Raw genomic sequence first — 22447 nt, 5'->3', positions numbered from 1 at the left:
AACCGGTAACAGGAAAATAACGGATACAAAACCCTTCCCCTGGGACCGTTCTCCACCGGGATTCGTCAGCGGCGCCGCGCGCCCGCCGCCCATGCGATCTTCTTGTCGCGCCCCCGCCGCCCCGGCGGTCCCGCAGGGCCTCCCGCCGTGGCGCACGTCATATCGACGGGACGCCGCGGTTGATGTTGAGTGAAACCGTGGTGAAGCAGAGTGTCCTGTCGCTGCACGAGGCGGCGGGAATTCCTCCGGTCCCGTTGGAGATTCGCGGCAAGTCCGGTCTTCTTTCCTCCGCCTTCCGGGTGGACACCCTGGCCGCCGCGAGCATCGGCGCGGCGAGCGGGGCCGCGGCGGTCTACTGGGAGCTGCGGGGCGGGCCGCGCGCCCGCGTCGAACTCGACCTCGGCCACGCCGAGCTGGCCTTTCTCTCCGAGCGCCTGTTCAAGATCGCCGGCAACGAGCTGGAGTTGTGGGCCGACCTCTCCGGCGACTACCGCACCCGCGACGGCTGGGTGCGGCTGCACTGCAACTTCCCCGCCCACCGCGCCGCGGCGGTCCGCGCGCTCGGCGGGGCGCCCGACCGCGACGCGGTGACGGCGGCCTGCCTGGAGCGCACCTCCCTGGAGGTCGAGGAGTCGGTGCTCGCCGAAGGCGGCGCGGCCGCGGCGCTGCGGCCCCGGGACGAGTGGGCCGCCTTCCCGCACGGGCCGCTGGTCGGGCTGGAACGCCTCTCCGACGGGCCCGTCGTGCGGAGTGGTGCCGCCGCCCGGCCGCTGGAAGGCGTGCGGGTCCTCGACCTCACGCGCGTCATCGCCGGCCCCGTCGCCACCCGCATGCTGGCCGCTTACGGCGCCGACGTGCTGCGGATCGGCGCCGCGCACGTGCCGGAGGTGCCCGGCCTGGTCCTGGACATGGGCTTCGGGAAACGTTCCTGCCATCTGGACCTGCGCACCGAGCACGGCCGCGCCTGCCTGCGCGAACTCGTCGCCACCGCCGACGTCCTGGTGCAGGGCTACCGGCCGGGGGCGCTGGCCGCCCTCGGGTTCGGGCCCGAGCGGCTGCGCGAGCTGAACCCGTCGCTGGTGAGCGTGGACGTCTCGGCGTACGAGCCGGGCAGCCCCTGGTACGAGCGGCGCGGCTTCGACAGCCTGGTGCAGCTGGCCACGGGCCTGGCGTACGCGGGCGAGGACCGCCCGGTCCCGCTGCCCGCGCAGGCGCTCGACCACGCCACCGGCTACCTCGCGGCGTTCGCCGCGATCGCGGGGCTCGTCCACCGCGCCACGACCGGCGGCTCCTGGCACGCCCGGTCGTCCCTGGCGGGCACGGCACGCTGGCTGGACTCCCTGGGGCGGCGGGAGCCCGCCGCCGCCACCCCGCCTCCCGACGACAGGATCGCCGCCGTCGACACCCCGCACGGGGTGCTCACCTTCGTCCTGCCGCCGGGGCGGGTCTCCGGGCAGGCCCCCCGGTGGGATTCGCCTCCGCCGCTGGACGGTTCTTCCCCGCCTGTCTGGCTATGACGTTTTCACGGTGAGAAAACCTGACGTCAAAGGCAGACCGGGGCTCTGCAATTTGACATTCCCGGTAAATGAAACCATTCAAAACACGTTTTCAGCGGTGTTCGCGGCGTACCGAACGCAGGGCCATCAGGGCGACGTGCAGCGAGGTGCACATTTCGGCGTCGTCCAGGTCCACGCCCAGGACGCGCTCGATCCGGTGCAGCCGCTCGTACAGGGCGGGACGGGAGAGGTGGGCGTGCTGGGCGGCCGCCGCCTTGTTGCGGCCGCGGTCCAGGTAGACCGTCAGCACGCGGACGAGGTCGCCTCCGCTGCGGGCGTCGTGCTCCAGGAGCGGGCCGAGCTCGCGCTCCACGAACGTCTGGAGGCGGGCGTCGTCGCGCAGCAGGTGCAGCAGACCGTGCAGCCGCAGGTCGGGCAGGCGGTGGAAGAGCCGGTCGTCCCGGCCGTGGGCTGCCACGTCGGCGACCTGCTCGGCCTCCAGGAAGGAGCGGCGCACGTCCCGCAGCGAGTCCACGACGGAGCCCGCCGCCATCACGGGGGCGGGTGAGCCGGCCGAGGCGCGCAGGCGCCGGGCCATGTCGGTGAGCGCGCGCTCGACGTCCGCGCGGTGCGGCAGCGAGGCCAGCACCCCCACCCGCGCCTGCGGGGAGCCCTCGTCCAGCAGGCCGACCAGTGCGGACAGGCCGGCTTCGCGGGCCGCGGCGGCGACGGCCTCGGCCAGCTCCGCGGACGGCTCCTGCGCGCCGGACGCGCGCACCACCACGCCGAGCAGCCTGCGCCCGGACAGTCGCACGCCCAGGGCGCGGGCGCGCGCCGCGGCCTCCTGCGGGTCGGAGTGGGCGCCGGCGAGGATGCCGCTGATCAGCGTCCCGTGGGCCTGGCGCTCCAGCGAGGCCTCGTGCCGGTCCAGCAGGCGGCCCAGCGCCAGCGTCGTGGCGGCCCGTTCGATCAGGACGGTCTCGCGCGGGGTCGGCGGGACGTCCAGCGGGATGATCAGGCGGCCCCAGTCCTCGCCCCGGGCGCCGACCGTCGTCACCAGCCAGCCGGACGTCCCGTCGTAGCCGGTCCGCCCGTCCGGGCGCACCGCGCGCGAACGGCTCTCCCAGGAGCCGAGCAGGCGCGCCGGCTCGTCGTCCGCCGGGTCCGCGGCCAGCACCTGGTGGGCGAGGTTCTCCAGGACGGCGGGACGCCCGGCGAGCCGGGCGACCTGGCGCACCACCTCGGCGGGGGCGGCGCCCTCCACGCTGAGCTGGGTGAAGATCTCGTGCAGCCGTTCGGACGCGCGCAGCTCGGCGAGCTGGGCGTCCAGGATGCGGGCGTGCACGGCCTCGGTCACGTCCACGAAGGGGATCTCGCGGCGCAGCACGACCAGCGGCAGGCCCAGCCCCTCCGCGGCCCGGACCAGGGAGCCGGGGAGTTCGCCGGTGTAGCGGCGGCCCAGCTCGACCATGAGGCCGCTGACGCCCACCCCCGCGAGGGCGGCGGCGTACCCGCGCAGCCGGGACGCCTCCTCGGGGAAGGCGATCCCGGTGGTCAGCACCAGCTCCCCGCCGCGCAGCAGCGGGGCGATGTCGGAGATCTCCGCGACGTGCACCCAGCGGACCGGGGAGTCCAGGCGGTCGGCGCCGGCCACCACGCGGGGCAGTCCGCGGCGCACCGGTTCCAGCTCCAGCACTTCGGCCAAGGTAGGCAGCACCTACGACATTCTATGACACTGTGTTAAAGACTGGGCGAGTGATGTTAACAGGTTGTCAAACCCGTCCCCGTGGGTAGGCAGTCCGGCATGGGACAGGAATGGGAGAACACCGGTCACGCCCTCGTCCGGGAGTTCGTCTTCTCGGACTTCGCCGGGGCCATGGCCTTCGTCAACCGCGTCGCGCAGATCGCCGAGGAGCAGGGCCACCACCCGGACATCGCGATCCGCTGGAACAAGGTCACCCTGACCCTGTCCACGCACACCTCCGGCGGGCTCACCGACAAGGACTTCCGGCTGGCCGAGGCCGTGGACGGTCTGTAAGAAGACGCCGCCCTTCCCCGACACTCTGCCCCTGTCCCGCCGTCCGCCGACCCGGAAAGTGTGAGTACATGTCGGAACTTCTCACCCGTCACCGGGCCGTCATGCCGCGGTGGATGGCGCTCTACTACGAACAGCCCGTCGAGATCACCGGGGGCAAGGGCAACCGGGTCTTCGACGGCGCGGGCGACTCCTACCTCGACTTCTTCGCCGGCATCCTCACCAACATGATCGGCTACGACGTGGCCGAGGTGCGCGAGGCCGTCGAACGGCAGCTCGCCACCGGCGTCGTGCACACCTCGACGGTCTACCTGCTGCGCGGGCAGGTCGAACTGGCGGAGAAGATAGCCCGGCTGTCGGGCATCCCGGACGCCAAGGTGTTCTTCACCAACTCCGGCACCGAGGCCAACGAGGCGGCGCTGCTGCTGGCGACGTACGAGCGGCGCAGCAACCAGGTCCTGGCGATGCGGCAGAGCTACCACGGCAAGTCGTTCGGCGCGACGGCGGTCACGTCCAACCGCGCCTGGAAGAACAACGGGCTGACCCCGTTCAACACGGTGTTCCTGCACGGCGCCGACAAGCACCTCCCGCAGTTCGCGGGCCTGTCGGACGCCGACTACATCAGGGTCTGCGTCGAGGACCTGCGCCACACGCTCGCCACCGCCACCGGCGGCGACGTCGCCGCCCTGATCGCCGAGCCGATCCAGGGCGTCGGCGGCTTCACCATGGCTCCCGACGGCCTGTTCGCCGCGTACAAGGAGGTCCTGGACGAGCACGGCATCCTGTTCATCTCCGACGAGGTCCAGACGGGTTGGGGACGCACCGGGCAGAGCTTCTTCGGCATCCGGAACCACGGTGTGACACCCGACGCGATGACGTTCGCCAAGGGCCTCGGCAACGGGTTCGCCGTCGGCGGCGTCGTCGCGCGCGGCGACCTCATGGACGCCCCCCACGCCGTCGGCCTGTCGACCTTCGGCGGCAACCCGGTCTCCATGGCCGCCGCCAACGCCACGCTGGACTACGTGCTCTCGCATGATCTGCAGGCCAACGCCGCGGCGCAGGGCTCGTTCCTCATTTCCGGGCTGCGCGAGGCCGCGTCCCGCTTCCCGTTCGTCGGGGACGTGCGCGGCAAGGGGCTGATGTTCGCGCTCGAACTGGTGGACCCCGAGACGGGGGCTCCGTCTCCTTCGCTGGCCGCCCGCATGATGGAGGAGACCAGGCGTCGGGGGCTCCTGGCCGGCAAGGGCGGGCTCTATGGCAACGTCGTGCGCATGGCCCCGCCGCTGACCCTCACTTCGGAAGAGGCCGCCGAAGGCCTGCAGATCCTCGTCGACTCCCTGGAAGCGATCGCATCATGACCGAGCACGTGACGCACTGGATCAACGGCAAGCCCTGGACGGGCGCGGCTTCGCGTCAGGGCGACATCTACAACCCCGCGACGGGCGCCGTCTCGGGGACGGTGGACTTCGCCTCCACCGCGGACGTCGACGAGGCGGTCGCGGCAGCGAAGGCGGCGTTCCCCGCGTGGCGGGACGCCTCGTTGTCGAAGCGGGCGCAGGTGCTCTTCAGGTTCCGGGAGCTGCTCGTCCGGGACGCGCAGGAGATCGCGCGGCTGATCTCGGCCGAGCACGGGAAGGTCGTCTCCGACGCGGCCGGCGAGGTGGCGCGGGGGCTGGAGGTCGTGGAGTTCGCCTGCGGCATCCCGCACCTGCTCAAGGGCGGCTTCTCGGAGAACGTCTCCACGAAGGTGGACGCGTATTCGATCCTCCAGCCGCTGGGCGTGGTCGCGGGCATCACGCCGTTCAACTTCCCGGCGATGGTGCCGATGTGGATGTTCCCCGTCGCGATCGCCTGCGGGAACACGTTCGTGCTCAAGCCGTCGGAGAAGGACCCGTCCGCCTCCCTGAAGATCGCCGAGCTGTGGGCCGAGGCGGGGCTGCCGGACGGGGTGTTCAACGTCGTGCACGGCGACAAGGTCGCGGTGGACGCGCTGCTGGAGCACCGGGACGTCAAGGCGGTGTCGTTCGTCGGGTCCACTCCGATCGCGCGGTACATCTACGAGACGGCCGCGCGCAACGGGAAGCGCGTGCAGGCGCTCGGCGGGGCGAAGAACCACATGGTGGTGCTGCCGGACGCCGATCTGGACCTGGCCGCGGACGCCGCCGTCAACGCCGGGTTCGGCTCGGCGGGCGAGCGGTGCATGGCCATCTCGGTGCTGGTCGCCGTCGAGCCCGTCGCGGACGCCCTCCTGGAGAAGATCAAGGAGCGGGTGTCGCGGCTCGTGACGGGTCCCGGCGACGACCCCGCCTCGGAGATGGGGCCGCTGGTGACCCGCGAGCACCGCGACAAGGTCGCCTCGTACCTGACGTCGTCGGTGGAGCAGGGCGCGACCCTGATCGTGGACGGCCGCGAAGGGCTGCCGTCGGGTGGCGGCTTCTGGCTGCGCCCCACGATCATCGACGATGTCACGCCCGACATGGACTGCTACCGGGACGAGATCTTCGGCCCCGTCCTGTCGGTCGTCCGGGTGGGGACGTTCGACGAGGCCATGGCCCTGCTCGACGCCAACCCGTACGGGAACGGCACCGCCGTCTTCACCAACGACGGCGGCGCCGCCCGCCGCTTCCAGAACGAGGTGGAGGTGGGGATGGTCGGCATCAACGTGCCGATCCCCGTGCCGATGGCGTACTACAGCTTCGGCGGCTGGAAGGCCAGCCTCTTCGGCGACAGCCACGCCCACGGCATCGAGGGCGTGCACTTCTACACCCGCACCAAGGCGGTCACCTCGCGCTGGCTCGACCCGTCCCACGGCGGCGTGAACCTGGGCTTCCCGACCAACGGCTGACCGTCACCGTCCGGCCTCCTCCGCCGCCGCGGGGGAGGCCGGTCTCCTTTCCAGCTCCACCCACACCGTCGTGCCCGTCTCCCGGCACACCGCTCCCCACCTTCGCGAGAGGCCGTCGACGAGCAGCAGGCCTCTCCCCTCCTCGTCGTCCTCTCCCGCTTCCCTGACCCGCAGCCCCCGCCCCGGCCCCGAGTCGCCCACCTCGATCCGCACGACGTCCTCGCCCACCGAGACCGCCAGGCCGAAACCGCCCTCGCCGCCATGCGCGACGGCATTGGCCGCCAGCTCGGTGACGACGAGCGACGCCTCCCAGTCCTCGATGCCCTCCTGTTCGAGCAGCCCTCGCGCATACCGCCGAGCCGCCGTCACCGCCCATTCCCCACCCTCGAACTCCACGATCCCCAGCACGGCCAACGCCCCCATCACGCCTCCCGGCTTCCCCGCTTCGGCTCCCCCCGAGCGGCTCCCGCCAGAATGGCGACGGGACGGCGCCGCCGTCCTCACCTGCGGACCCGTCGCCGGATATCCCTTCTGGAAATTTCCGCTCCCGCTGATTTCCGCCGCCGCCCTGGACGGGCGGCAGCACAATGGAGCCACGCGATCACAGGGAGCGCTCGATGGCAGAAACCCCGCAGAACGAACGTGCCCGGCGGCTGGGCGTGGAGCTCCGCGCCATCCGCAGGGAGCAGAACCTCACGATCGCCACCGCCGCGCGGAAGGTGAAACGCTCCCTCGCCTCCCTGAGCCGCATCGAGAACGGCCAGGTCCACCTTCCCGAACGCGACCTGATGGCCCTTCTGACGCTCTACGGCATCGACGACCCCCTCCACCGGTCCCGCCTCTTCAGCTCTGCCGTGAAGCCGAGTCAGGCTGGTGGGAGAAATACAAAGACGGACAGAGTTCTTTCGAGACCATCAGCTTCGAAGCCAGCGCCGGAAAGATCTACACCTACGAGCAGATGGTCGTCCCCGGCCTGTTCCAGACCCGTGGTTACATCGAAGCCCTGTTCCGGACGTTGACGCCCCCGCTCGGCACAGCGGCCTTTCGCAGAGCCGTGCAGGTCCGGCTGAACCGGCAACTGGTGCTCTGCCCTCCGGCCCCCACCCCGGTCCACGCCCTCATGTCCGAAGCCGCCCTCCACAACAGAGTGGGGAACGACGAGACCATGCGCGCTCAGCTCACCCGGCTGCTCGCCATCTGCGATTTGGAGCACGTCAAGCTTCAGGTGCTCCCCTTCAGCAGAGGCGCTCACGCGGCGACCGCCAGCTCCTTTCTCATGTTCGACCTCCCTCAGATGGGCGACGTCCGCCTCGTCTATGTGGACCTCATCCGAGCCCATTGCATCCACGATGAAACCGACGTCAACGCATATAACCTGGCATTCACGCACCTGGCTTCGGCAGCGCTTCCGGAAGCCGATTCACGAGACCTCATCCAGACGACGGCATCCAGCTACTGAGCCGAGGAGACCGACCATGCCCTCTCCCGCCCCACCGGCCCTCCTTTGGCGCAAGAGCTCCCGCTCCGGCTCGGACCCCACCAGCAACTGCGTCGAGCTGGCCGCCATCCAGCCCGCCATCGCCGTCCGCGACTCCAAGCACCCCGACGGTCCCGCGCTCCGCCTGTCCCCCACGGCTTTCCGCTCCCTGCTCCAGGCCCTCCAGGGCCCCTGAGCACGGCGGTCCCGGGCGGCTCATAGAGTGCGAGCATGCACAACGTCGTCGACAAGATCGCTTGGATCCACCTGGAGCAGGGCAAAGTCCTCGGCGCCCGCTCACACGGCAAGGACGCCTACTACCTCCCGGGCGGCAAACGCGAACCCGGCGAGAGCGACCTCGACACCCTCGTCCGGGAGATCGACGAGGAGCTCGCCGTCACGATCGACCCCGCCACCGCCGCCCTCCTGGGCACCTTCCAGGCCCAGGCCCACGGCCGCCCCGACGGCGTCACCGTCCGGATGACCTGCTACACCGCAGACCACCGCGGAACCCCCACACCCTGCAACGAGATCGCCGAGGTCGTCTGGCTCACCCACGCCGACCGCTCCCGCGTCTCCCCCGTCAACCAGGTCATCTTCGACCACCTCCACCGAGCCGGCCTGCTCCACTGACCGGTACCGCCGGATCCCGACGGCATCGAGGCGGCCTCATCGCCGGACTCCTCTGGAAGCCGGTCGGTGGACGCGGTCCTGTCGGACCCGGGGAATAGCGTGCCGCCATGGCCGAAGCAGTCCCCACGGGTTTCGATGAGTTCGCGGCGGCGCCGGGCGCGGCGCGGCGCGGCGACGTCCTGACGATCAGCGGACGGGTGGTGGCCGAAGGCTCCGCGGCCGGGCCCGGGATGGTGCGGGTCGAGTTCGACGCCGGCGAAGGCCCCGGATACCGGACCGCTGGCACGATCGACGCCGACGGGCGGTTCAGCGTCGGCGCCCTCGCCCTCGAAACAGGCGAGTGGAGCGCCCGCTACGAGCAGAGGGACGAGCAGCGATACGCCGCGTGCCGGTCGGAAGCCGTGCGAGTCGAGGTACGGGCCCAGGGCGAACCGCTCCCCGGCGGCACATCGATCAAACTGGTCCGCACCGATTTCACCGCCCCCGACGGCTGGGCATCGCTCATGACGGCCATCCAGCGCGAATGGTACGGATCAAGTGCCAACGTCGAGATCATCGACGATCCGGAGTTCTCCGGACTGACCTCCCGAGAACCGATGGGCCGCCTGCCCGGCGGCTTCCCGCCGGAGATGCTGGTCATCGCGGACACCCGCGCCCTGACCACCAGGGGCCACGAACTCCTCGGCCTCGACCTGCGCGACGAGCCGGGCCGCCCGATGCGCTTCACGGCCGGCGTCCTCGTCGAGATCCAGGTCGTCCATGCCCCGCACCAAGCCGGGTCGGGGCACCGTGTCGTCGGAGTACACCGGCGACCCGCCCGCGGACTCGACCGGCCGGGCGAAGACGGGCGGACCGCTGCAACCGGGCCGGTGTTCCATTGCCCGCAACCGGGTTCTCCCGCCGGGCACCAGGGGGTCGGAACGCGGGGCGTCCGCACTCGCGTAGGGCGCCACGGGGGCCGGAACCGTGAGGCGGAGTCCGGCGGCGCGCCCGAGGCGTCGGACCTCAGGCTCGGTAGTGGTCGAGGAACATCGCCACGCCGCCGGTGATGAGGCGGTCGGTGGTCTGCTCGTCGATGGGGGTGCCGTAGGTGGAGTGGACGAGGTGGGGGTAGAGGACCAGCGAGTAGAACTGGATGATCGCCAGGTCGATGTCCGGGATGTTCAGGACGCCCAGATCGATCCGGCGCTGCAGGGCCTCCGCGAAGATCGGGGTGAAGTGGCCGGGGCCGTTCTCCTGCCAGGCGCGGCCGAGGTCGGGGAAGCGGCGCCGTTCGTAGGTGACGAGCGCGCGCAGCCTGAGGACCTCCGGCCTGGTCATGCCCTGCACCCAGGCACGGGCGGTCGCGATGAAGACGTCGCGGATGTCGTCGTCGCGCCGCAGGCACTCCTCGGCGTAGGCCAGCGACTCGCCCAGGGCGCTCCTGAGGGCGTCCCCGATCACGGCCGTGAAGAGGTCCTCCTTGCGTGCGAAGTGGTTATAGACGGTCACCTTCGAGACGCCCGCCTCGGCGGCGATGGCGTCCATACCCGCCTCGAACCCGTCCCGCAGGAACGCCTGCCGGGCGGCCGCGATGATGGCGGCGCGCTTCCGCTCCGCCCGCTCGCCCGTGGGCACCCGTCCCGCACTCACGCCTTCAGCATACGGCGAAATGAACTGTACCGTTGCGTACATATGTACTGAACTGTATATTTCAGTTGCTCTGGCCGCCCTCCTCGCGGCCGGCCCGTTGTGAGGAAATGGACAGTGACATCTCTGCATAAGGTCTCCTTCCCCGGCGCGGACGCGGCCCTGACCGGCAATCTCTTCCTGCCCGACGGTGACGCGCCGGCGCCCGGCATCGTGGTCGCCGGGACCTGGACCAGCGTCAAGGAGCTGATGGCCGACCGGTACGCCGAACGCCTCGCCGACCGCGGATACGCCGCGCTGTCGTTCGACTTCACCGGTTTCGGCGAGTCCGGCGGCGAGCCCCGGGACGTCGAGTCGCCGGAGCTGAAGATCCGCGACATCCGCGACGCCGTGACGTTCCTGGCGGAGCACCCGTCCGTGGACGGTGCTCGGCTCGGAGCGCTGGGGGTGTGCGCGGCCGCGATGTACATGAGCGCCAACGCCGCCGACGACCCCCGCGTCCGCGCCCTGGCGCTGGTGGCGCCCTGGCTGCACGACGCGAGACTCTGCGCGGAGAACTACGGCGGAGACGAGGGCGTCGCCGCCAAGATCGCCGACGCGGAGAAGGCACACGCCAGGTACCGCGAGACGGGAGAGGTCGAGTACGTGCCGATGGTCAGCGGCAGCGACCCGCGCGCCGCCCTGCCCATGGACGTCGACTTCTACCTCAATCCCGCCCGCGGCGGCATCCCCGCGTGGCCCAACCGGTTCGCCGTCATGGCCTGGCAGGAGTGGCTGACCTTCGACTCCATCGCCCTGGCGCCCCGGATCACCGTCCCGACCGTGCTCGTGCACAGCGAGGACGCCGCCATCCCCGACGGAGCCCGCCGTTTCCACGACGCGCTGGCCGGGCCCCGGGACTTCGTCTGGACGGACGGCGACCAGTTCGACTTCTACGACCAGGAGCCCCAGGTCACCTTCGCCGCCGACACCGTGGCGGCCCACTTCGCCGCCGCCTTCTGACCGCCCGTTCCCACCGACGAAAGGGGCTTCCATGTCCGCCCTGGAGATCATCGAGACCTGCACGCGCATGGCGTGGCACGCCGACCACCGCGAGTGGGACCGCCTCGAGGCCGTGTTCGCCGACAAGGTCACCCTCGACTACACCAGCCTCCACGGCGGTGAGCCCGCCGTGCTGACCCCGCGCCAGATCGCCGACGCCTGGTCGGGCGCGCTCGGCGGATTCGACGCCACCCAGCACCTGATCACCAACCATCTCGTCGACGTCGACGGCGACCGCGCCGTCTGCACCGCCGCCTTCCAGGCGACCCACCGCCTGGCCGATCCGCACGGCTCCCCGCTGTGGACGCTCGGCGGCGACTACCGCTTCGACCTCGTCCGCACCGCCGCCGGATGGCGGATCACCGGCGTCGTCATGACCGCCACCTGGGCCGACGGCAACCAGAACCTCCCCGCCCTCGCCGCCGCCCGCGCCTGACGCCGTTCCACGCGGCCGGCTCGATCGCGGACGCTCCCGGCTCCGCGTTCGAGCCGTCCCCGGCCGCGGCGTCCATGCCCCGCGCCGAGCCGGTCCCGTCTCCGGTGACGCCGCTCGCCCGGACGGCCCGGGAGCGTTCCGCGTGGGGACGCCTCCTCGTGGGCTCCGAAGACGCAGGGCGTCACTCCACCGGGAAGGTGGTGCCGGGGGCGGCGTAGTCGATGGGGCCGTCGAAACGGGTCGAGGCACGGGACACCGCCTGCCGGGGGGTGAGGAAAGGTCCGACGTGGGTGACGATCAGCCGTTTCGCCCCGGCTGAGCGGGCGGTGTCGCCGGCGTCCTCCGGAGTGTGGTGGACCTGCTCCTCCGCGGCCGGGGCCCGGTCGCTCTCGGCCTCGCACAGCAGCACGTCGCATCCGTCGGCCAGGTCCGTCAGCGCGGGGCAGGGAGCCGTGTCCCCGGAGTACACCAGCGACCGGTCCTCGGTCTCGACGCGCAGGGCGAAGGCGGGCATGCCGTGCCGCACCGACCGGCTGGTCAGCGTGAGCGCGCCCGCCCGCGCCCGGTGCCCGTCGTGGAGTTCCCCGACGGCGAAGGCCGATTCGATCGGGCTGCGGGTGGCGGTGTTGGTGAGGAAGTGGGCGAGGCGGTCGGCGATGCCCGGCGGACCGTACAGGGGGATCGGCGCGGTGAGCCGGATGTCGGCGTAGAGCGCGGCGTAGTAGGCGGTGAGCAGGTCCGCACTGTGATCGGCGTGCAGGTGCGAGATCCAGATCGCGTCCAGCTCGTCCAACCGGACATGCCGTTGCAGTCGGGCCAGCGTCCCGCTGCCCGCGTCCACCCACACGCGGGTGTCCCCGCCGGACACCAGGTAGCCGGAACAGGGGTTGTCCACGCTCGCGTAGGGGGTCGCGCTGCCCAGGACGGTGAGACGGAGAAGGTCACTGGTCATCCGGAAACCTTAGGAGACGTGGTCCGCGTCTCCTCCCGAAGGCCCGCCTTGGGGAAGGGCCGGGCACGGGAAGGCCCGGACCTCGGGGTCCGGGCCGCGGGCACAGGGGCGGAGGACTCCCCCTAGCGGGGCGGATCCTCCTCGTCCGTCTCCCTGCCCTTCAGGGGATCTCCCTGACGGGTGCCGCCCTCCGGGCCGGGAGCCTCGGCGGCGTACCCCTCGGCGGCGCTCCCGGTACCGGGGATCACGCGGGGGCGGGGCCGCTCCTCCAGGCCCGAGTGCGCGCCGGGCCCGCGGTCGGCCGGGTCGCCCTCCGGGACGATCCGGCTCTTGCCCTGGCGCTCCTCCCCCTGGGCTCCCCTGCCCTCTTCGTGCCTGCCCTGCTCCTGCCCTTCACGTCCCGTGTCGGTCATGGCCTCTCCTCCCTCGTCGTCCCCCGGCCCCGGGCCGGTTCCTGCGGTACGGGCCGCCATGGCGTGGTGGCGGGAGATCGGTGCGAACGGGCAGTATGCCGTTTGTGGTGTTCTGGTCCATGATCTAGCCATCTGCCCAGATAGACCCCGCCTACACCCGGCCTGGAAAGACTTCATCCCCAGCTACCCGAGACTTGCTCTCCACCGGGCGAGGACATCCGAGGCGAACACAGCACTCGTGGCACGGGTCTGGAGCCGGATCCGTGACAGGCGCGCTCAAAGAGCCCAGTATGTGTGCCAGTGTTCGACGATCTCGGCGGCGATGTCGCCGACGGTCCTGCCGCTCGTGTCGATTCTCAGTGTTTCGAGCTCGGATGTCCTGCCGGCGATCTCGTCGAGCTGCGCCAGCGTCCGCTGCCACTGTTCCTGCGCTCCCGTTCCGATCTCGCGTCTGTGGACGCGGGCCTGGAGGGTGGAGGCGTCGGCCATGAGCCGGACGAAGACGATTCTCGCCCTGGGAATGGCCTGGCGGATCCAGTCGAGCGGACCGGAGAGGTCGACGAAGACTCCGGTGAGGATCAGCCGGGTGTGTCCGAGGGCCTCGTAATTGGTCCACAACGCCTGGAGGTTGCGCCGGGAGAGCTCGGCGGTGCCCAGTCCCGGCGGCGGCCAGGGGTGTACGCGGTCCAGTTCGTCGGTGTCGATCAGGGCGTGTGCGATGTCGGCCTGTGCGAGCCGCCGCGACACCTCGTAGGCGGTCGAGGACTTTCCCACTCCCGCGGGACCGCAGATCAGGACGACCGTCACATTCACCACACTGGAGATCCTGGCAGACGGCTCTCGTGAACATGTGGCGGCCACGGTCGGCGTGTCCGGCCGTGGCCGCCATCGGCGATGTCGGCGGGCTTCGCCGGGTCGCTGGTCCGGCCGACGCCGTCCCTCGGCGAGGTGGAACGGCGGTGGCGCAGCGGTGACCGGCGGCCCGTCGTGCCGGCCAGCTCACACCGCGGACTCGGGTGTTCGGCGTGAGTCCGGTTGTGACTCGAAGACCTGGGCGTTCGCGGGGAGGCCCGGTTCGCCTTCGCCGGGTTTCGGGAGGCCGTAGCGGGGCGCGACGGCGTCTTCTCGCACCGTGGCGCCCTTCCAGCGGAAGGGGACGCCTGCGGCCTCCTGCGGGCGGGGGCGGTCCATGAGCTGGAAGTGCAGGTGCGGCTCGGACGTGTTGCCGGTGTTGCCGACCTCGCCGAGTACCCGCCCGGCCTGGACGCGGTCGCCCGGCCGTACGCGCAGCGAGCCGCGCCGGAGGTGGGCGTAGGCCGAGTACACGCCGTCGCCGTGGTCGAGGACCACGAGGTTGCCGAAGATGAGACGCCAGCCGCCGGCCTGGCGCACGACGCCTTCGAGCAGCATGTACAGGAAGCCGGACCAGGTGTTGCGGGCGCGGTGGTCGCGTTGCCGGTCGGTCGCCGCGACCACCCTGCCGTCGGCGACGGCGTGGATCGGCGCTCCGAAGGCCGGGAAGCTCTCGGGGGCGTCCGGTATGCCCCAGCCGAAGCGGGGTCTGGGGTGGTCGCCGCCCGCCGCCGTGACGTTCGACGGGATCAGGACGTCGATGGCGTACGTCTGGCCGCAGCCGCGGGTGCCGTGCGCGGGGACCTTCGAGCCGGGGCTGTTGAGCGCCAGCCATGTTCCGGACACGGGGGCGGCCACCGTCACGGGCTCGCGTGCGCGGTCCCAGGGCGGGCGTACGTATGCCAGGGCGAGCACGCCGAGGAAGACCCAGTACCACCAGCCGGGGAGGTCCAGCAGCAGGAGCGCCGTGACCCCCGCGAGGAAGACCTTGATGTACACGTCGCTCCAGCGGGCCACCCAGCGGCGTTTCCTTCCCTTGGCCGGGCCCGCGCCGCTCATCGCCGCCCTCCCACGATCGCCGTCAGCAGCGGCACCACCCGTTCGGCGGGCACCTCGTGGTGGCCGCCGTCGCGCACGCGCAGCCAGCCGGCCGTCACGAGCTGGCGCAGGTGGTGGTAGACCTGCCCGGTCGTGCCCATTCCCTCGAGCTCGGCCAGCTCACGGGCCGTGCCGCGCCCGCGCAGCACCTCCCGCAGCAGACGCAGCCGCACCGGATGGCCGAGCGCGGCGAACACGTCCGCCAGAGCCTCCCACTCGTCGGCGAGGAGGTCGTCGGTGCCCGCGCCGAGCTGCCAACCGGCCGTGCGGCCGTCGGGCAGCGTCACATCACCGACGATCATCACCGCGCCCGGGGCGGGCTCGCGCTCGCGCAGCCCTTCCAGGGCCCAGAAGAGGTCCGCTGGAACGGCGCCCTCCGCCCCCGGCTCCGGCACGTTCACGCGCCCGCGCCGCTTCTGCGCGGCGAGCAGCCCCGCGAGCGCCTCCTCGACCGCGCTCAGGCGCTCCTCGACCGTCGGCCCGCCACCGCTGTCCCAACCCTCTTCTTCTGCCACGGTACGAGATTACGTAATTTCGATATCGTTGACAAGCGCCCCGCACCCGTGATCACGAGACAGGCCGCGAGAAGCCGCGAACCGGCGCCTCCAGATCGGTCCGGATGCGCTCCGGAATCTCGCGGCGGGCGTCGCCCGGCCTCCCCGCCGCCCCTCGGCTCACTACCCGCACCCCATCCGTGCAGGTGGCCGCCGACGAGGGCGGCCACCTGCACAATGCGGGCTCACCCGCGCGCATCGGTCGGCACGGGCTTCACCGAAGCGCCGAGGACGGCCCGCTCAGGCGGCGAGGAAGGCGGCCAGGCCGTCGAGGAGCATGTTGCTGCCCTGCTCGGCATCGTCGCGCTCGGCGGCGGTGTCGAGGGTCTGGGACAGGGTCACCCTGGTGCCCTCGCCGTCGGCGGCCAGGTCCAGGCGCATCAGCACGGGCTCGTCGCGGCCGGGCACGTTCATGCCCATGACCAGGCGCTCGCCCTCCACCACCTCGGTGTAGCCCCCGCCCAGCGGGACGCGGACGCCGCCGGGGATGACCATCACCGAGCTCCACTCGCCGCCGGGGCGCACGTCCATGACGACCTCCTCGGCGCTGGCCCACTTGCCGTAGTCCTCCGCGACGGTCCAGGCCTTCCAGACCTGCTCGACCGGGACGTTCAGGGTGCGGGTGATGGCGTACTCGAAACCGTTGACACCGGCCATGACGACTCTCCTTGAGAAGGGCCCCGGGGGGCTGTTCGACTGAGACCAATCTATAGTCACGATTCTTGATAGTCAAGGATCGTGACCATATTCCGGAGAGGCGAACCTGGCCGGATCGTGACACCGGCACCCCGCGGGCCGCTCCCGGGCGGCCTCGCGCCTAAGATCACCCCCCGAAGGAGGGTCCATGTGACGGCCACCGTTCCCCCGCGCACGTCGAGCTCCCTGTTGTGGGCCGTGCTGATCCCGGCGGCCTGCCTGATGGGCGCGGTCGTCGGCCTGTGCCTCTGGTACGCGGGAGGCCTCTTCATCGGGATGCTCGCCACCGCCACCGCGGCCACCGTGGCCGGCATCGCCTGGAACCGGGCGGGAGCCGCGGCCGTCGCGGGCACCGCCGCCCTGTGCCTCATGATCTTCTCGGGTCCCGTCCTGCACGAGACCTACGCCGCGGCCTTCGGCGAGCGGACCGAGGTCCTGGTGGTCGAGGTCCGGGAGATCCCGCGCACCGAGAGCGCGGACTTCTCCTGCCGGGTCGCCGACGCCTCAGGCGCGGCCCGGAGCCTGGACCGCACGCAGAACTGCCGCGGCCAGTTCGAGGCCGGGCAGCGGGCGGTCCTGCTCGAGGACCCGCTCGGCGCCCTTGATCCGTGGATCTCCGCCACGGACGACCACGGTGTCGACGTCGTCGGCCCGGGAGCCGTCTGCGGCCTGCTCGCCGTTACCGCCACCGCGCTGTTCTACGCCGGGATGCGGCGGCGACCGAGCCGCAGGCACGGCCCTTCGTGATGGTCCGAGGCGTGATCGCGGCGCATCGCGCTCGGTTTAGGTTGGGGGTGTGCGTGCCGCCCGTCTGATCTCCGTGGTGTTGCTGCTCCAGTCGCGCGGGTCGATGACCGCCGCCGAGCTGGCCGGGGAGCTGGAGGTGTCCGAGCGGACGGTGTACCGGGACATGCTGGCGCTGGCCGAGGCGGGGATTCCGGTTTATGCCGACCAGGGGCGTCATGGTGGGTATCGGCTGGTCGGCGGGTTCCGTACGCGGTTGACGGGGATCACGAAGGACGAGGCGGAGGCGTTGTTCCTGGCGGGACTGGACGGGCCGGCCGACCAGATGGGGCTGGCCGACGTGGTGGCCTCGACGCGGTTGAAGCTGCTCGCCGCGCTGCCCGAGCCGCTGCGGGAGGCTCCGGGGCGGACGAGCCGGAGGTTCCATCTGGACATTCCCGGCTGGTGGACCGATGCCGAGCCGCCGCCGCTGCTCATCGAGCTGGCCCGTGCCGTCTGGGCGGACCGTGAGATCGAGATCGTCTACCGCGAGAACGCCAGGACGGTGCGGCCCTACGGGCTCGTTCTCAAAGGCGGCGTCTGGTACCTGGTGGCGACCGTGCGGGAGCGGTTCCGGACCTACCGGGTGAACAGGATCACCTCCCTGCGGGAGACGGGCGCCGTGTTCACGCGGGACGAGTCGTTCGACCTGGCCGGGATGTGGGCGGAGTCGTCGGCACGGTTCGTGGCGTCCATGTTCCGGGACGAGATCACCGTCCGGCTCGGCCCCGACGCGATGCGGTCGCTGCGCCGCGTGGCCGAGCCGCCCGCCGTGGAGCGGGCCCGCGCGGCGGCCGGGGAGCCCGACGGGCAGGGGTGGGTCGTCACCGTCCTGCCCGTCGAGAACCTGGATGTCGCCTTCGACCAGCTGCTCCGGCTCGGACCGGAGGCCGAGGTGCTGGAGCCCCCCGAGCTCCGCGCCCGCCTGAAGGACTCGGCCGAACGGCTGGCGGCGCTGTATCAGCGGTAGCCGGTGACGTCCGCGGGCTTGCCCGCGTCCTGGACCTCCACGATGTACCGCCACGCGTCGGGGCGGCTGCCGTCCACGTCGGTGAAACCGTAGACCTGTGCGAGCTGCCCGCTGGACAGCGACTGCCCGTTCCACCGGGACCGCTCGGGGTCGGTCGCGAGCGCGGCCACCGCGCGTCCCACGAACAGCGGGGTCTCGGAGATGGCGAAGTGGGGTTCTTTCGCCAGCGCGTCGCGCCAGGTCTCCTCGGTGACGCCGAAGTGATCCAGCATGAGCTCCGACCGCAGCCAGCCGGGGGTCAGCGACACCGCGGTCGCCCCGAGCGGCGCCAGCTCCTCGCCCTGGGCGAAGCCGAGCCGGTTCACCGACACCTTCGCCAGGTCGTAGAACAGGGAGATGCGGTAGTGGCCGGTGTTGTACTCCGTCGTCCCGTCCGTCATCTCCACCACCAGCCCGCCGGGGTTCCTGACGAGCAGCGGCAGGGCGTAGTGGCTGGTGATGATGTGGGTGTCGACCGCCAGCCGCAGGATGCGCATCCCGTCGTCCAGGGAGTGCTCCCACATCTTGGCGTCCCAGTCGGTCAGCAGTTCGCCGCCCCAGATGTCGTTCACCAGGACGTCGAGCCGCCCCTGTTCGGCGTCGATCCGCTCGACCAGCGCCCGGACCTGCTCGCGTTCCAGATGGTCCACCACGACCGGGATGCCGCGTCCGCCCGCCGCGGTGACGAGCTCGGCGGTCTCCTCGACCGTCTCGGGCCGGTCCATCTCCGACCGCCTGCCGCCGCCGCTCCGGCCGGTCACGTAGACGGTCGCGCCGATCTCCCCCAGCGCGACGGCCACGCCGCGTCCCGCGCCCCGGGTGGCTCCCGCCACCAATGCGATGATCTGTTCACTCATGGTTCTACCCTCACCGGAAAACCTGCCAGGGAGTGTCAGCCTTTCGCGACGGGATTCCGCGGCGGTCAGTCGAGGCCGAGCTCGCCCATCCTGCTCCAGCCGTCCGCGCCCTCGATCGTGGTGCTGACGATCTCGGGCGCCCGCTGGACGAGGGGGCGCATCGTCTCCATGGCCGCGCGGAAGTGGTCGGAGTTCACGTGGGCCGCGCCCGCGTCGTCCTGGAACGCCTCGACCAGTACGTAGGTGTCGGGGTCCTCGACGCTGCGCGACCACTCGAACCAGAGGTTGCCGGGCTCCGCGCGGGTGGCCCGGGTGAACGCCTCGACGTGCGACGGCCAGGCGTCCGCGTGCTCGGGCTTCACGGGGAATTTCACGACGATGAAGATCATACGTACAGCCTACGGGCGCGGAACCGCAGGTGACGGGCGCACCGGCCGCCTCCACGGCGCCGTACCGCTTCTCGCAACCTTCCGGATACCTAAGCCTGATATGACAGGTTGCGGCCTGAATGTCTTTTTCAATGAGGAGAGCGCGTGCGGCGTTTCGCGGCCGATGTCGACTGGTGGGTGCTCCTGCCGCTGGCCATCGTGTGGCTGCCCGTGGTGACGGACTCCCCGTGGAGCTGGCACTCGGTCGTGTGGCCGCTGGCCTCCCTCGCGGTGATCCTGTTCTTCCGCTGGTCGCGTTCCCGGCCCTCCGCCCGCAACGCGTCCTCCTGGGCGGTGGCGGCGCTGGTCGCCACGGGGGCCGTCCAGGTCGCGGCCGGGATCGCCGCGGGCGTGCTGTCGACGGTCGGCGGCGTCCCGTCGCGGTTCGATCTGCCCTGGGGCCTCATGTGGGCGACCAGCGGAGTCCGGGGCGAAGGGGTCGGCTACGAGGTGGGAAACGGTTTCACCCTCACCCCGTTCCTGACCGCCCTCACCGTGGGGATCCTGCGGTTCACGTTCGCGTACCGGCGCCTGAAGGGCTCCTCGGCGGCCGCGCCGGAGAACGCCCGCTGAGCGACCTCAGGCCTCCGGTTCTGCCCGCGCTCCGGTCAAGGAACGGCCCAGAAGGGCGCCCTCTGCGACACCGGACGGCTAGTTTCGGACCGGAAGGGGGACGAGTCCATGAACGCAGGCGCCGGCACCGCGATCGTGCTGTTCACCCGCGACCTGCGCGTCCACGACAACCCCGCTCTGCACGCCGCCCAGGAGAGCGCCGAACACGTCGTGCCGCTGTTCGTCTACGACGAGGCGATCCTGGCCGGGCCGATGGCGGTGCCCAACCGGCTGCGCTTCCTCGCCGACAGCCTGACCGACCTGCGCCGCAGCCTGCGCGCCGCGGGAGGCGACCTCCTCGTCCGCCGCGGCGACCCCGCCGCCGCCGTCGCCGAACTGGCCGCCCGCACCGGAGCCCGCTCCCTCCACCTGGCCGAAGACCACTCCGCCCACGCACGGCGCCGCCTGGACGCCCTCCGCCGCCTGCCCCTGCACGTCACCGCCACGCCCGGCCTCACCATCGTCCCGCCCGGCCGCCTCACCCCCGCCAAAGGTGACCACTACCAGGTCTTCACCCCCTACTGGCGGGCCTGGAGCGCCGCGCCTCTGCGCCCCGTCCTGCCGCCGCCCGCGCGGATCACGCTCCCCGAAGGACTCGACCCCGGCCTCCTCCCCGAGCCCGCCGCGAGCGCCTCCCCCGCCCTGATGCCCGGCGGGGAGGAGCAGGGACGCCGCCGCCTGCGGGAATGGATCGCCCACGGGCTGCACGACTACGCGAGCGAACGCGACATCCTCGCCCACGACGGCACCTCGCGGCTCAGCGCCCACCTGCGCTTCGGCACCCTCTCGCCCAGGGAGGTCCTCCAGCGCACCGCCGACGACGAGGCCTTCACCCGCCAGCTGGCCTGGCGCGACTTCCACTACCAGGTCGCCGCCGCCTTCCCCGACCTCGCCTGGCGCGACTACCGGCCCCGCCCCCGCACCGTCCACGACGACCCCCACGCCCTGCAGGCCTGGGAGAACGCCGCCACCGGCGTGCCCGTCGTCGACGCGGCCCTGCGCCAGCTGCACCACGAGGGCTTCATGCACAACCGCGCCCGCATGATCACCGCGTCGTTCCTCACCCGCACCCTGCACCTCGACTGGCGGCACGGCTACCGGCACTTCCGCCGCTGGCTGGCCGACGGCGACATCCCCAACAACGCCGCGAACTGGCAGCGGCTGGCCGGAACGGGCAACGACCCGCGTCCCCGCACCCTCAGCCCGCTGCGCCAGGCCGCCCGGTTCGACCCCGACGGCGCCTACGTGCGGCGCTGGCTGCCGGAGCTGCGGGCCCTGGAGGGCGCCGCGGTCCACCGGCCGTGGCAGGCCCCGCCGGAGCTGCGCCGCACCCTGGACTACCCGCCGCCCCTGCTGGACCCCGGCCCCTGAGCCCCGCGGCGTCCGGTCAGAAGAGAGGGGGTTCCACCGGGTGGCGGAGGGTCTCGGAGAGCCAGTCGAAGGCCTGCTGGGTGAAGCGGGAGCGGTTCCACAGCTCGCAGTGGCCGGCCGCGCCCTCGGCGCGGGTGAAGGCCTTGAGGGTCTTGGGGCAGCGGAGCCGGGCGAAGAAGGTGCCGGCGCGGGCCGAGAGGAGGTCGGACTCGGTGGTGGCGACGAAGGTGGGGCAGGCGATGTCGTCGACGACCTCGGAGATGTTGTAGCGGGCCAGGTCCAGCAGGTACTCGGCGGGCGAGCCCGCGCCGTGGATCCACTGGCCGCGCTGGACCAGCTCCCAGTGGTGGATCCGGTCGGCCAGCGCCTCCTCCAGGTAGGGCGCCAGGACGTCCGGGTCGAGGTCGGGCAGCGCCTCCTTGAGCTCGGCGGGGATGGACATGGCCTCGCGCAGCAGTTCGAGCTGGTCCCACTGGCCGGGGTCGACGACCAGCGCCTTCACCCTCGGGTCGCCCGCGGCGCCGCGGGCGGCGAAGTAGCCGCCGAGGCTCCAGCCCATGACGGCCAGCCGCTCGGGGTCGACCTCCGGGTAGGTCAGGAGCCGCTTGATGATCGGCCCCAGCACGTGCTCCCAGTCGGGCCGCAGGGTCAGTCCGTGCTCGATGAGGGTGCGCCCCTGGCCCGGCCCGTCCATCAGCAGGCAGTGGTATCCGCGTTTCAACGCCGGGATCGCGTGGGACCAGTACATTTCGTGGAGATTGGAGTCATAACCATTGACCGCGATCACGGTGGGGCGGACCTCGTCCTTGGCCGCGAGGCAGAGGTATCCGTGCAACTCGACGCCCTCGTAGTCGACCTCGGTGGGCCGCAGCCGCCGCAGCGCGGCCATGCGCTCGAAGGCCTCGCACTCCTTGCGGAAGGTCTCGGTCAGGCGCAGGTCCACCGGGTACCCGAAGAGCGGGAAGTTGGCGACCCGGTAGTAGGTGGAAGCCCGGTGGTAGGCCTCGGCCGCGCTGACGGCATGCCCCTTCTCGTCGCTGCGCCCGCCCCATTCGGCGACCATGTCGGCGGTGGCCGTCCACTCCCGGTGCCAGCTGTCGGCGTCCCCCTCGGTGATCCGGGAGGCGGCGAGGGCGCATTCGCCGTACTCGGCGCCACCGCCCGTCATGGTCATCAGCGCGCGGTCGGCGAACCTCTGGAACAGCCGGTCCTCGAAAAGGCGCATATTCC

General features: G+C 71.7%; 27 protein-coding genes. 15 read left to right on the top strand and 12 right to left on the bottom strand.

Annotated features, from left to right (window positions below; translation table 11 throughout):
* The first annotated feature begins 197 nt into the window (after window positions 1-197).
* Window positions 198-1517 carry a CoA transferase gene (locus C2865_RS10115; RefSeq protein WP_106398092.1) on the top strand — a complete coding sequence of 440 codons (1320 nt, stop codon included), beginning with the start codon at window positions 198-200 and terminating at the stop codon, window positions 1515-1517.
* Window positions 1518-1608: 91 nt separating this feature from the next.
* On the opposite strand, the gene C2865_RS10110 is transcribed toward C2865_RS10115, so the two are convergent.
* Window positions 1609-3213 carry a PucR family transcriptional regulator gene (locus C2865_RS10110; RefSeq protein WP_106398091.1) on the bottom strand — a complete coding sequence of 535 codons (1605 nt, stop codon included), beginning with the start codon at window positions 3211-3213 and terminating at the stop codon, window positions 1609-1611.
* Between the two features lie 87 nt (window positions 3214-3300).
* Between C2865_RS10110 and C2865_RS10105 the strand changes: the two genes are divergently transcribed.
* The 3 genes from C2865_RS10105 (at window position 3301) to C2865_RS10095 (ending at window position 6376) form a co-directional block, all read left to right on the top strand.
* Window positions 3301-3534, top strand: a complete 234-nt coding sequence (locus tag C2865_RS10105; RefSeq protein WP_106398090.1) for a 4a-hydroxytetrahydrobiopterin dehydratase — start codon at window positions 3301-3303, stop codon at window positions 3532-3534.
* Between the two features lie 68 nt (window positions 3535-3602).
* Window positions 3603-4889, top strand: a complete 1287-nt coding sequence (locus C2865_RS10100) for an aspartate aminotransferase family protein (RefSeq protein WP_106398089.1) — start codon at window positions 3603-3605, stop codon at window positions 4887-4889.
* The gene (locus C2865_RS10095) at window positions 4886-6376 is read left to right on the top strand and encodes a CoA-acylating methylmalonate-semialdehyde dehydrogenase (protein WP_106398088.1); all 1491 of its coding nucleotides are present in this window, start codon (window positions 4886-4888) and stop codon (window positions 6374-6376) included. Before C2865_RS10100 ends, C2865_RS10095 begins: the two co-directional genes overlap by 4 nt.
* 3 nt (window positions 6377-6379) lie before the next feature.
* On the opposite strand, the gene C2865_RS10090 is transcribed toward C2865_RS10095, so the two are convergent.
* Window positions 6380-6799, bottom strand: a complete 420-nt coding sequence (locus tag C2865_RS10090) for an ATP-binding protein (RefSeq protein WP_106398087.1) — start codon at window positions 6797-6799, stop codon at window positions 6380-6382.
* Window positions 6800-6963: 164 nt separating this feature from the next.
* Here C2865_RS10090 and C2865_RS41810 point away from each other — a divergent pair, with 164 nt between their 5' ends.
* The 5 genes from C2865_RS41810 to C2865_RS10065 all read left to right on the top strand — a co-directional run bounded on the left by C2865_RS41810 (window position 6964) and on the right by C2865_RS10065 (window position 9535).
* Window positions 6964-7395: a helix-turn-helix domain-containing protein gene (locus C2865_RS41810; RefSeq protein ID WP_106398086.1), complete on the top strand. Its 432-nt coding sequence runs from the start codon at window positions 6964-6966 to the stop codon at window positions 7393-7395.
* Window positions 7290-7835 (top strand): DUF5753 domain-containing protein, encoded by a 546-nt coding sequence (locus tag C2865_RS41805; protein WP_408608313.1) that lies wholly within the window; start codon window positions 7290-7292, stop codon window positions 7833-7835. Before C2865_RS41810 ends, C2865_RS41805 begins: the two co-directional genes overlap by 106 nt.
* Window positions 7836-7851: 16 nt before the next feature.
* Window positions 7852-8049 (top strand): DUF397 domain-containing protein, encoded by a 198-nt coding sequence (locus tag C2865_RS10075; RefSeq protein WP_106398084.1) that lies wholly within the window; start codon window positions 7852-7854, stop codon window positions 8047-8049.
* Between the two features lie 35 nt (window positions 8050-8084).
* A complete protein-coding gene (locus tag C2865_RS10070) occupies window positions 8085-8486 on the top strand; it encodes an NUDIX hydrolase (RefSeq protein ID WP_106398083.1) in 402 nt (133 codons plus the stop codon).
* Window positions 8487-8593: 107 nt separating this feature from the next.
* Entirely contained in the window at window positions 8594-9535 is a 942-nt protein-coding gene (locus tag C2865_RS10065) for a DUF6924 domain-containing protein (protein WP_106398082.1), read from the top strand.
* On the opposite strand, the gene C2865_RS10060 is transcribed toward C2865_RS10065, so the two are convergent.
* Window positions 9492-10118 (bottom strand): TetR/AcrR family transcriptional regulator, encoded by a 627-nt coding sequence (locus C2865_RS10060; protein WP_198653134.1) that lies wholly within the window; start codon window positions 10116-10118, stop codon window positions 9492-9494. The two genes, C2865_RS10065 and C2865_RS10060, sit on opposite strands and share 44 nt — an antisense overlap.
* 114 nt (window positions 10119-10232) lie before the next feature.
* On the opposite strand from C2865_RS10060, the gene C2865_RS10055 reads away from it, so the two are divergent.
* Together C2865_RS10055 and C2865_RS10050 are read left to right on the top strand one after the other, a co-directional pair.
* Window positions 10233-11117, top strand: a complete 885-nt coding sequence (locus C2865_RS10055; RefSeq protein ID WP_106398080.1) for an alpha/beta hydrolase — start codon at window positions 10233-10235, stop codon at window positions 11115-11117.
* Between the two features lie 31 nt (window positions 11118-11148).
* Complete coding sequence (locus C2865_RS10050; RefSeq protein ID WP_106398079.1) at window positions 11149-11592, top strand: nuclear transport factor 2 family protein; 444 nt, start codon at window positions 11149-11151, stop codon at window positions 11590-11592.
* 181 nt (window positions 11593-11773) lie between these two features.
* Here the strand turns inward: C2865_RS10050 and C2865_RS10045 are convergent, their stop codons facing one another.
* From C2865_RS10045 to C2865_RS10020, 6 genes are all read right to left on the bottom strand, one after another.
* Window positions 11774-12544: an MBL fold metallo-hydrolase gene (locus C2865_RS10045; protein WP_106398078.1), complete on the bottom strand. Its 771-nt coding sequence runs from the start codon at window positions 12542-12544 to the stop codon at window positions 11774-11776.
* 122 nt (window positions 12545-12666) lie between these two features.
* Entirely contained in the window at window positions 12667-12957 is a 291-nt protein-coding gene (locus tag C2865_RS10040; protein ID WP_198653133.1) for a hypothetical protein, read from the bottom strand.
* Between the two features lie 276 nt (window positions 12958-13233).
* Window positions 13234-13773, bottom strand: coding sequence for an ATP-binding protein (locus C2865_RS10035; RefSeq protein ID WP_198653131.1), 540 nt, complete (start codon window positions 13771-13773; stop codon window positions 13234-13236).
* A gap of 183 nt (window positions 13774-13956) precedes the next feature.
* Window positions 13957-14868 carry a M23 family metallopeptidase gene (locus C2865_RS10030; RefSeq protein ID WP_106398077.1) on the bottom strand — a complete coding sequence of 304 codons (912 nt, stop codon included), beginning with the start codon at window positions 14866-14868 and terminating at the stop codon, window positions 13957-13959.
* On the bottom strand, window positions 14865-15422 hold the full coding sequence (locus C2865_RS10025) for a helix-turn-helix domain-containing protein (protein WP_198653130.1): 558 nt from the start codon (window positions 15420-15422) through the stop codon (window positions 14865-14867). The genes C2865_RS10030 and C2865_RS10025 overlap by 4 nt, the downstream gene beginning before the upstream one ends.
* A gap of 279 nt (window positions 15423-15701) precedes the next feature.
* Window positions 15702-16118: an SRPBCC family protein gene (locus tag C2865_RS10020; RefSeq protein WP_106398076.1), complete on the bottom strand. Its 417-nt coding sequence runs from the start codon at window positions 16116-16118 to the stop codon at window positions 15702-15704.
* A gap of 189 nt (window positions 16119-16307) precedes the next feature.
* Here C2865_RS10020 and C2865_RS10015 point away from each other — a divergent pair, with 189 nt between their 5' ends.
* A complete protein-coding gene (locus C2865_RS10015; protein WP_106398075.1) occupies window positions 16308-16904 on the top strand; it encodes a hypothetical protein in 597 nt (198 codons plus the stop codon).
* A 49-nt stretch (window positions 16905-16953) separates the two neighbouring features.
* A complete protein-coding gene (locus tag C2865_RS10010; RefSeq protein WP_106398074.1) occupies window positions 16954-17910 on the top strand; it encodes a helix-turn-helix transcriptional regulator in 957 nt (318 codons plus the stop codon).
* Here C2865_RS10010 and C2865_RS10005 read toward each other — a convergent pair.
* Both C2865_RS10005 and C2865_RS10000 read right to left on the bottom strand, forming a co-directional pair.
* Entirely contained in the window at window positions 17901-18806 is a 906-nt protein-coding gene (locus C2865_RS10005; protein ID WP_106398073.1) for an SDR family oxidoreductase, read from the bottom strand. The two genes, C2865_RS10010 and C2865_RS10005, sit on opposite strands and share 10 nt — an antisense overlap.
* A 65-nt stretch (window positions 18807-18871) precedes the next feature.
* Window positions 18872-19195 carry a putative quinol monooxygenase gene (locus C2865_RS10000; protein WP_106398072.1) on the bottom strand — a complete coding sequence of 108 codons (324 nt, stop codon included), beginning with the start codon at window positions 19193-19195 and terminating at the stop codon, window positions 18872-18874.
* A 144-nt stretch (window positions 19196-19339) separates the two neighbouring features.
* On the opposite strand from C2865_RS10000, the gene C2865_RS09995 reads away from it, so the two are divergent.
* Window positions 19340-19807, top strand: coding sequence for a hypothetical protein (locus tag C2865_RS09995; RefSeq protein WP_106398071.1), 468 nt, complete (start codon window positions 19340-19342; stop codon window positions 19805-19807).
* A 108-nt stretch (window positions 19808-19915) separates the two neighbouring features.
* Window positions 19916-21217: a cryptochrome/photolyase family protein gene (locus tag C2865_RS09990; RefSeq protein ID WP_106398070.1), complete on the top strand. Its 1302-nt coding sequence runs from the start codon at window positions 19916-19918 to the stop codon at window positions 21215-21217.
* Window positions 21218-21233: 16 nt separating this feature from the next.
* Here the strand turns inward: C2865_RS09990 and C2865_RS09985 are convergent, their stop codons facing one another.
* Window positions 21234-22442: an alpha/beta hydrolase family protein gene (locus tag C2865_RS09985; RefSeq protein WP_106398069.1), complete on the bottom strand. Its 1209-nt coding sequence runs from the start codon at window positions 22440-22442 to the stop codon at window positions 21234-21236.
* Between the last annotated feature and the right edge of the window lie 5 nt (window positions 22443-22447).

It is taken from the genome of Actinocorallia populi (assembly GCF_002995495.1).
Lineage (GTDB): Bacteria > Actinomycetota > Actinomycetes > Streptosporangiales > Streptosporangiaceae > Actinocorallia > Actinocorallia populi.
The sequence above is the reverse complement of the archived record's forward strand: the minus strand, read 5'-3'. Positions and strand labels throughout refer to the sequence as shown.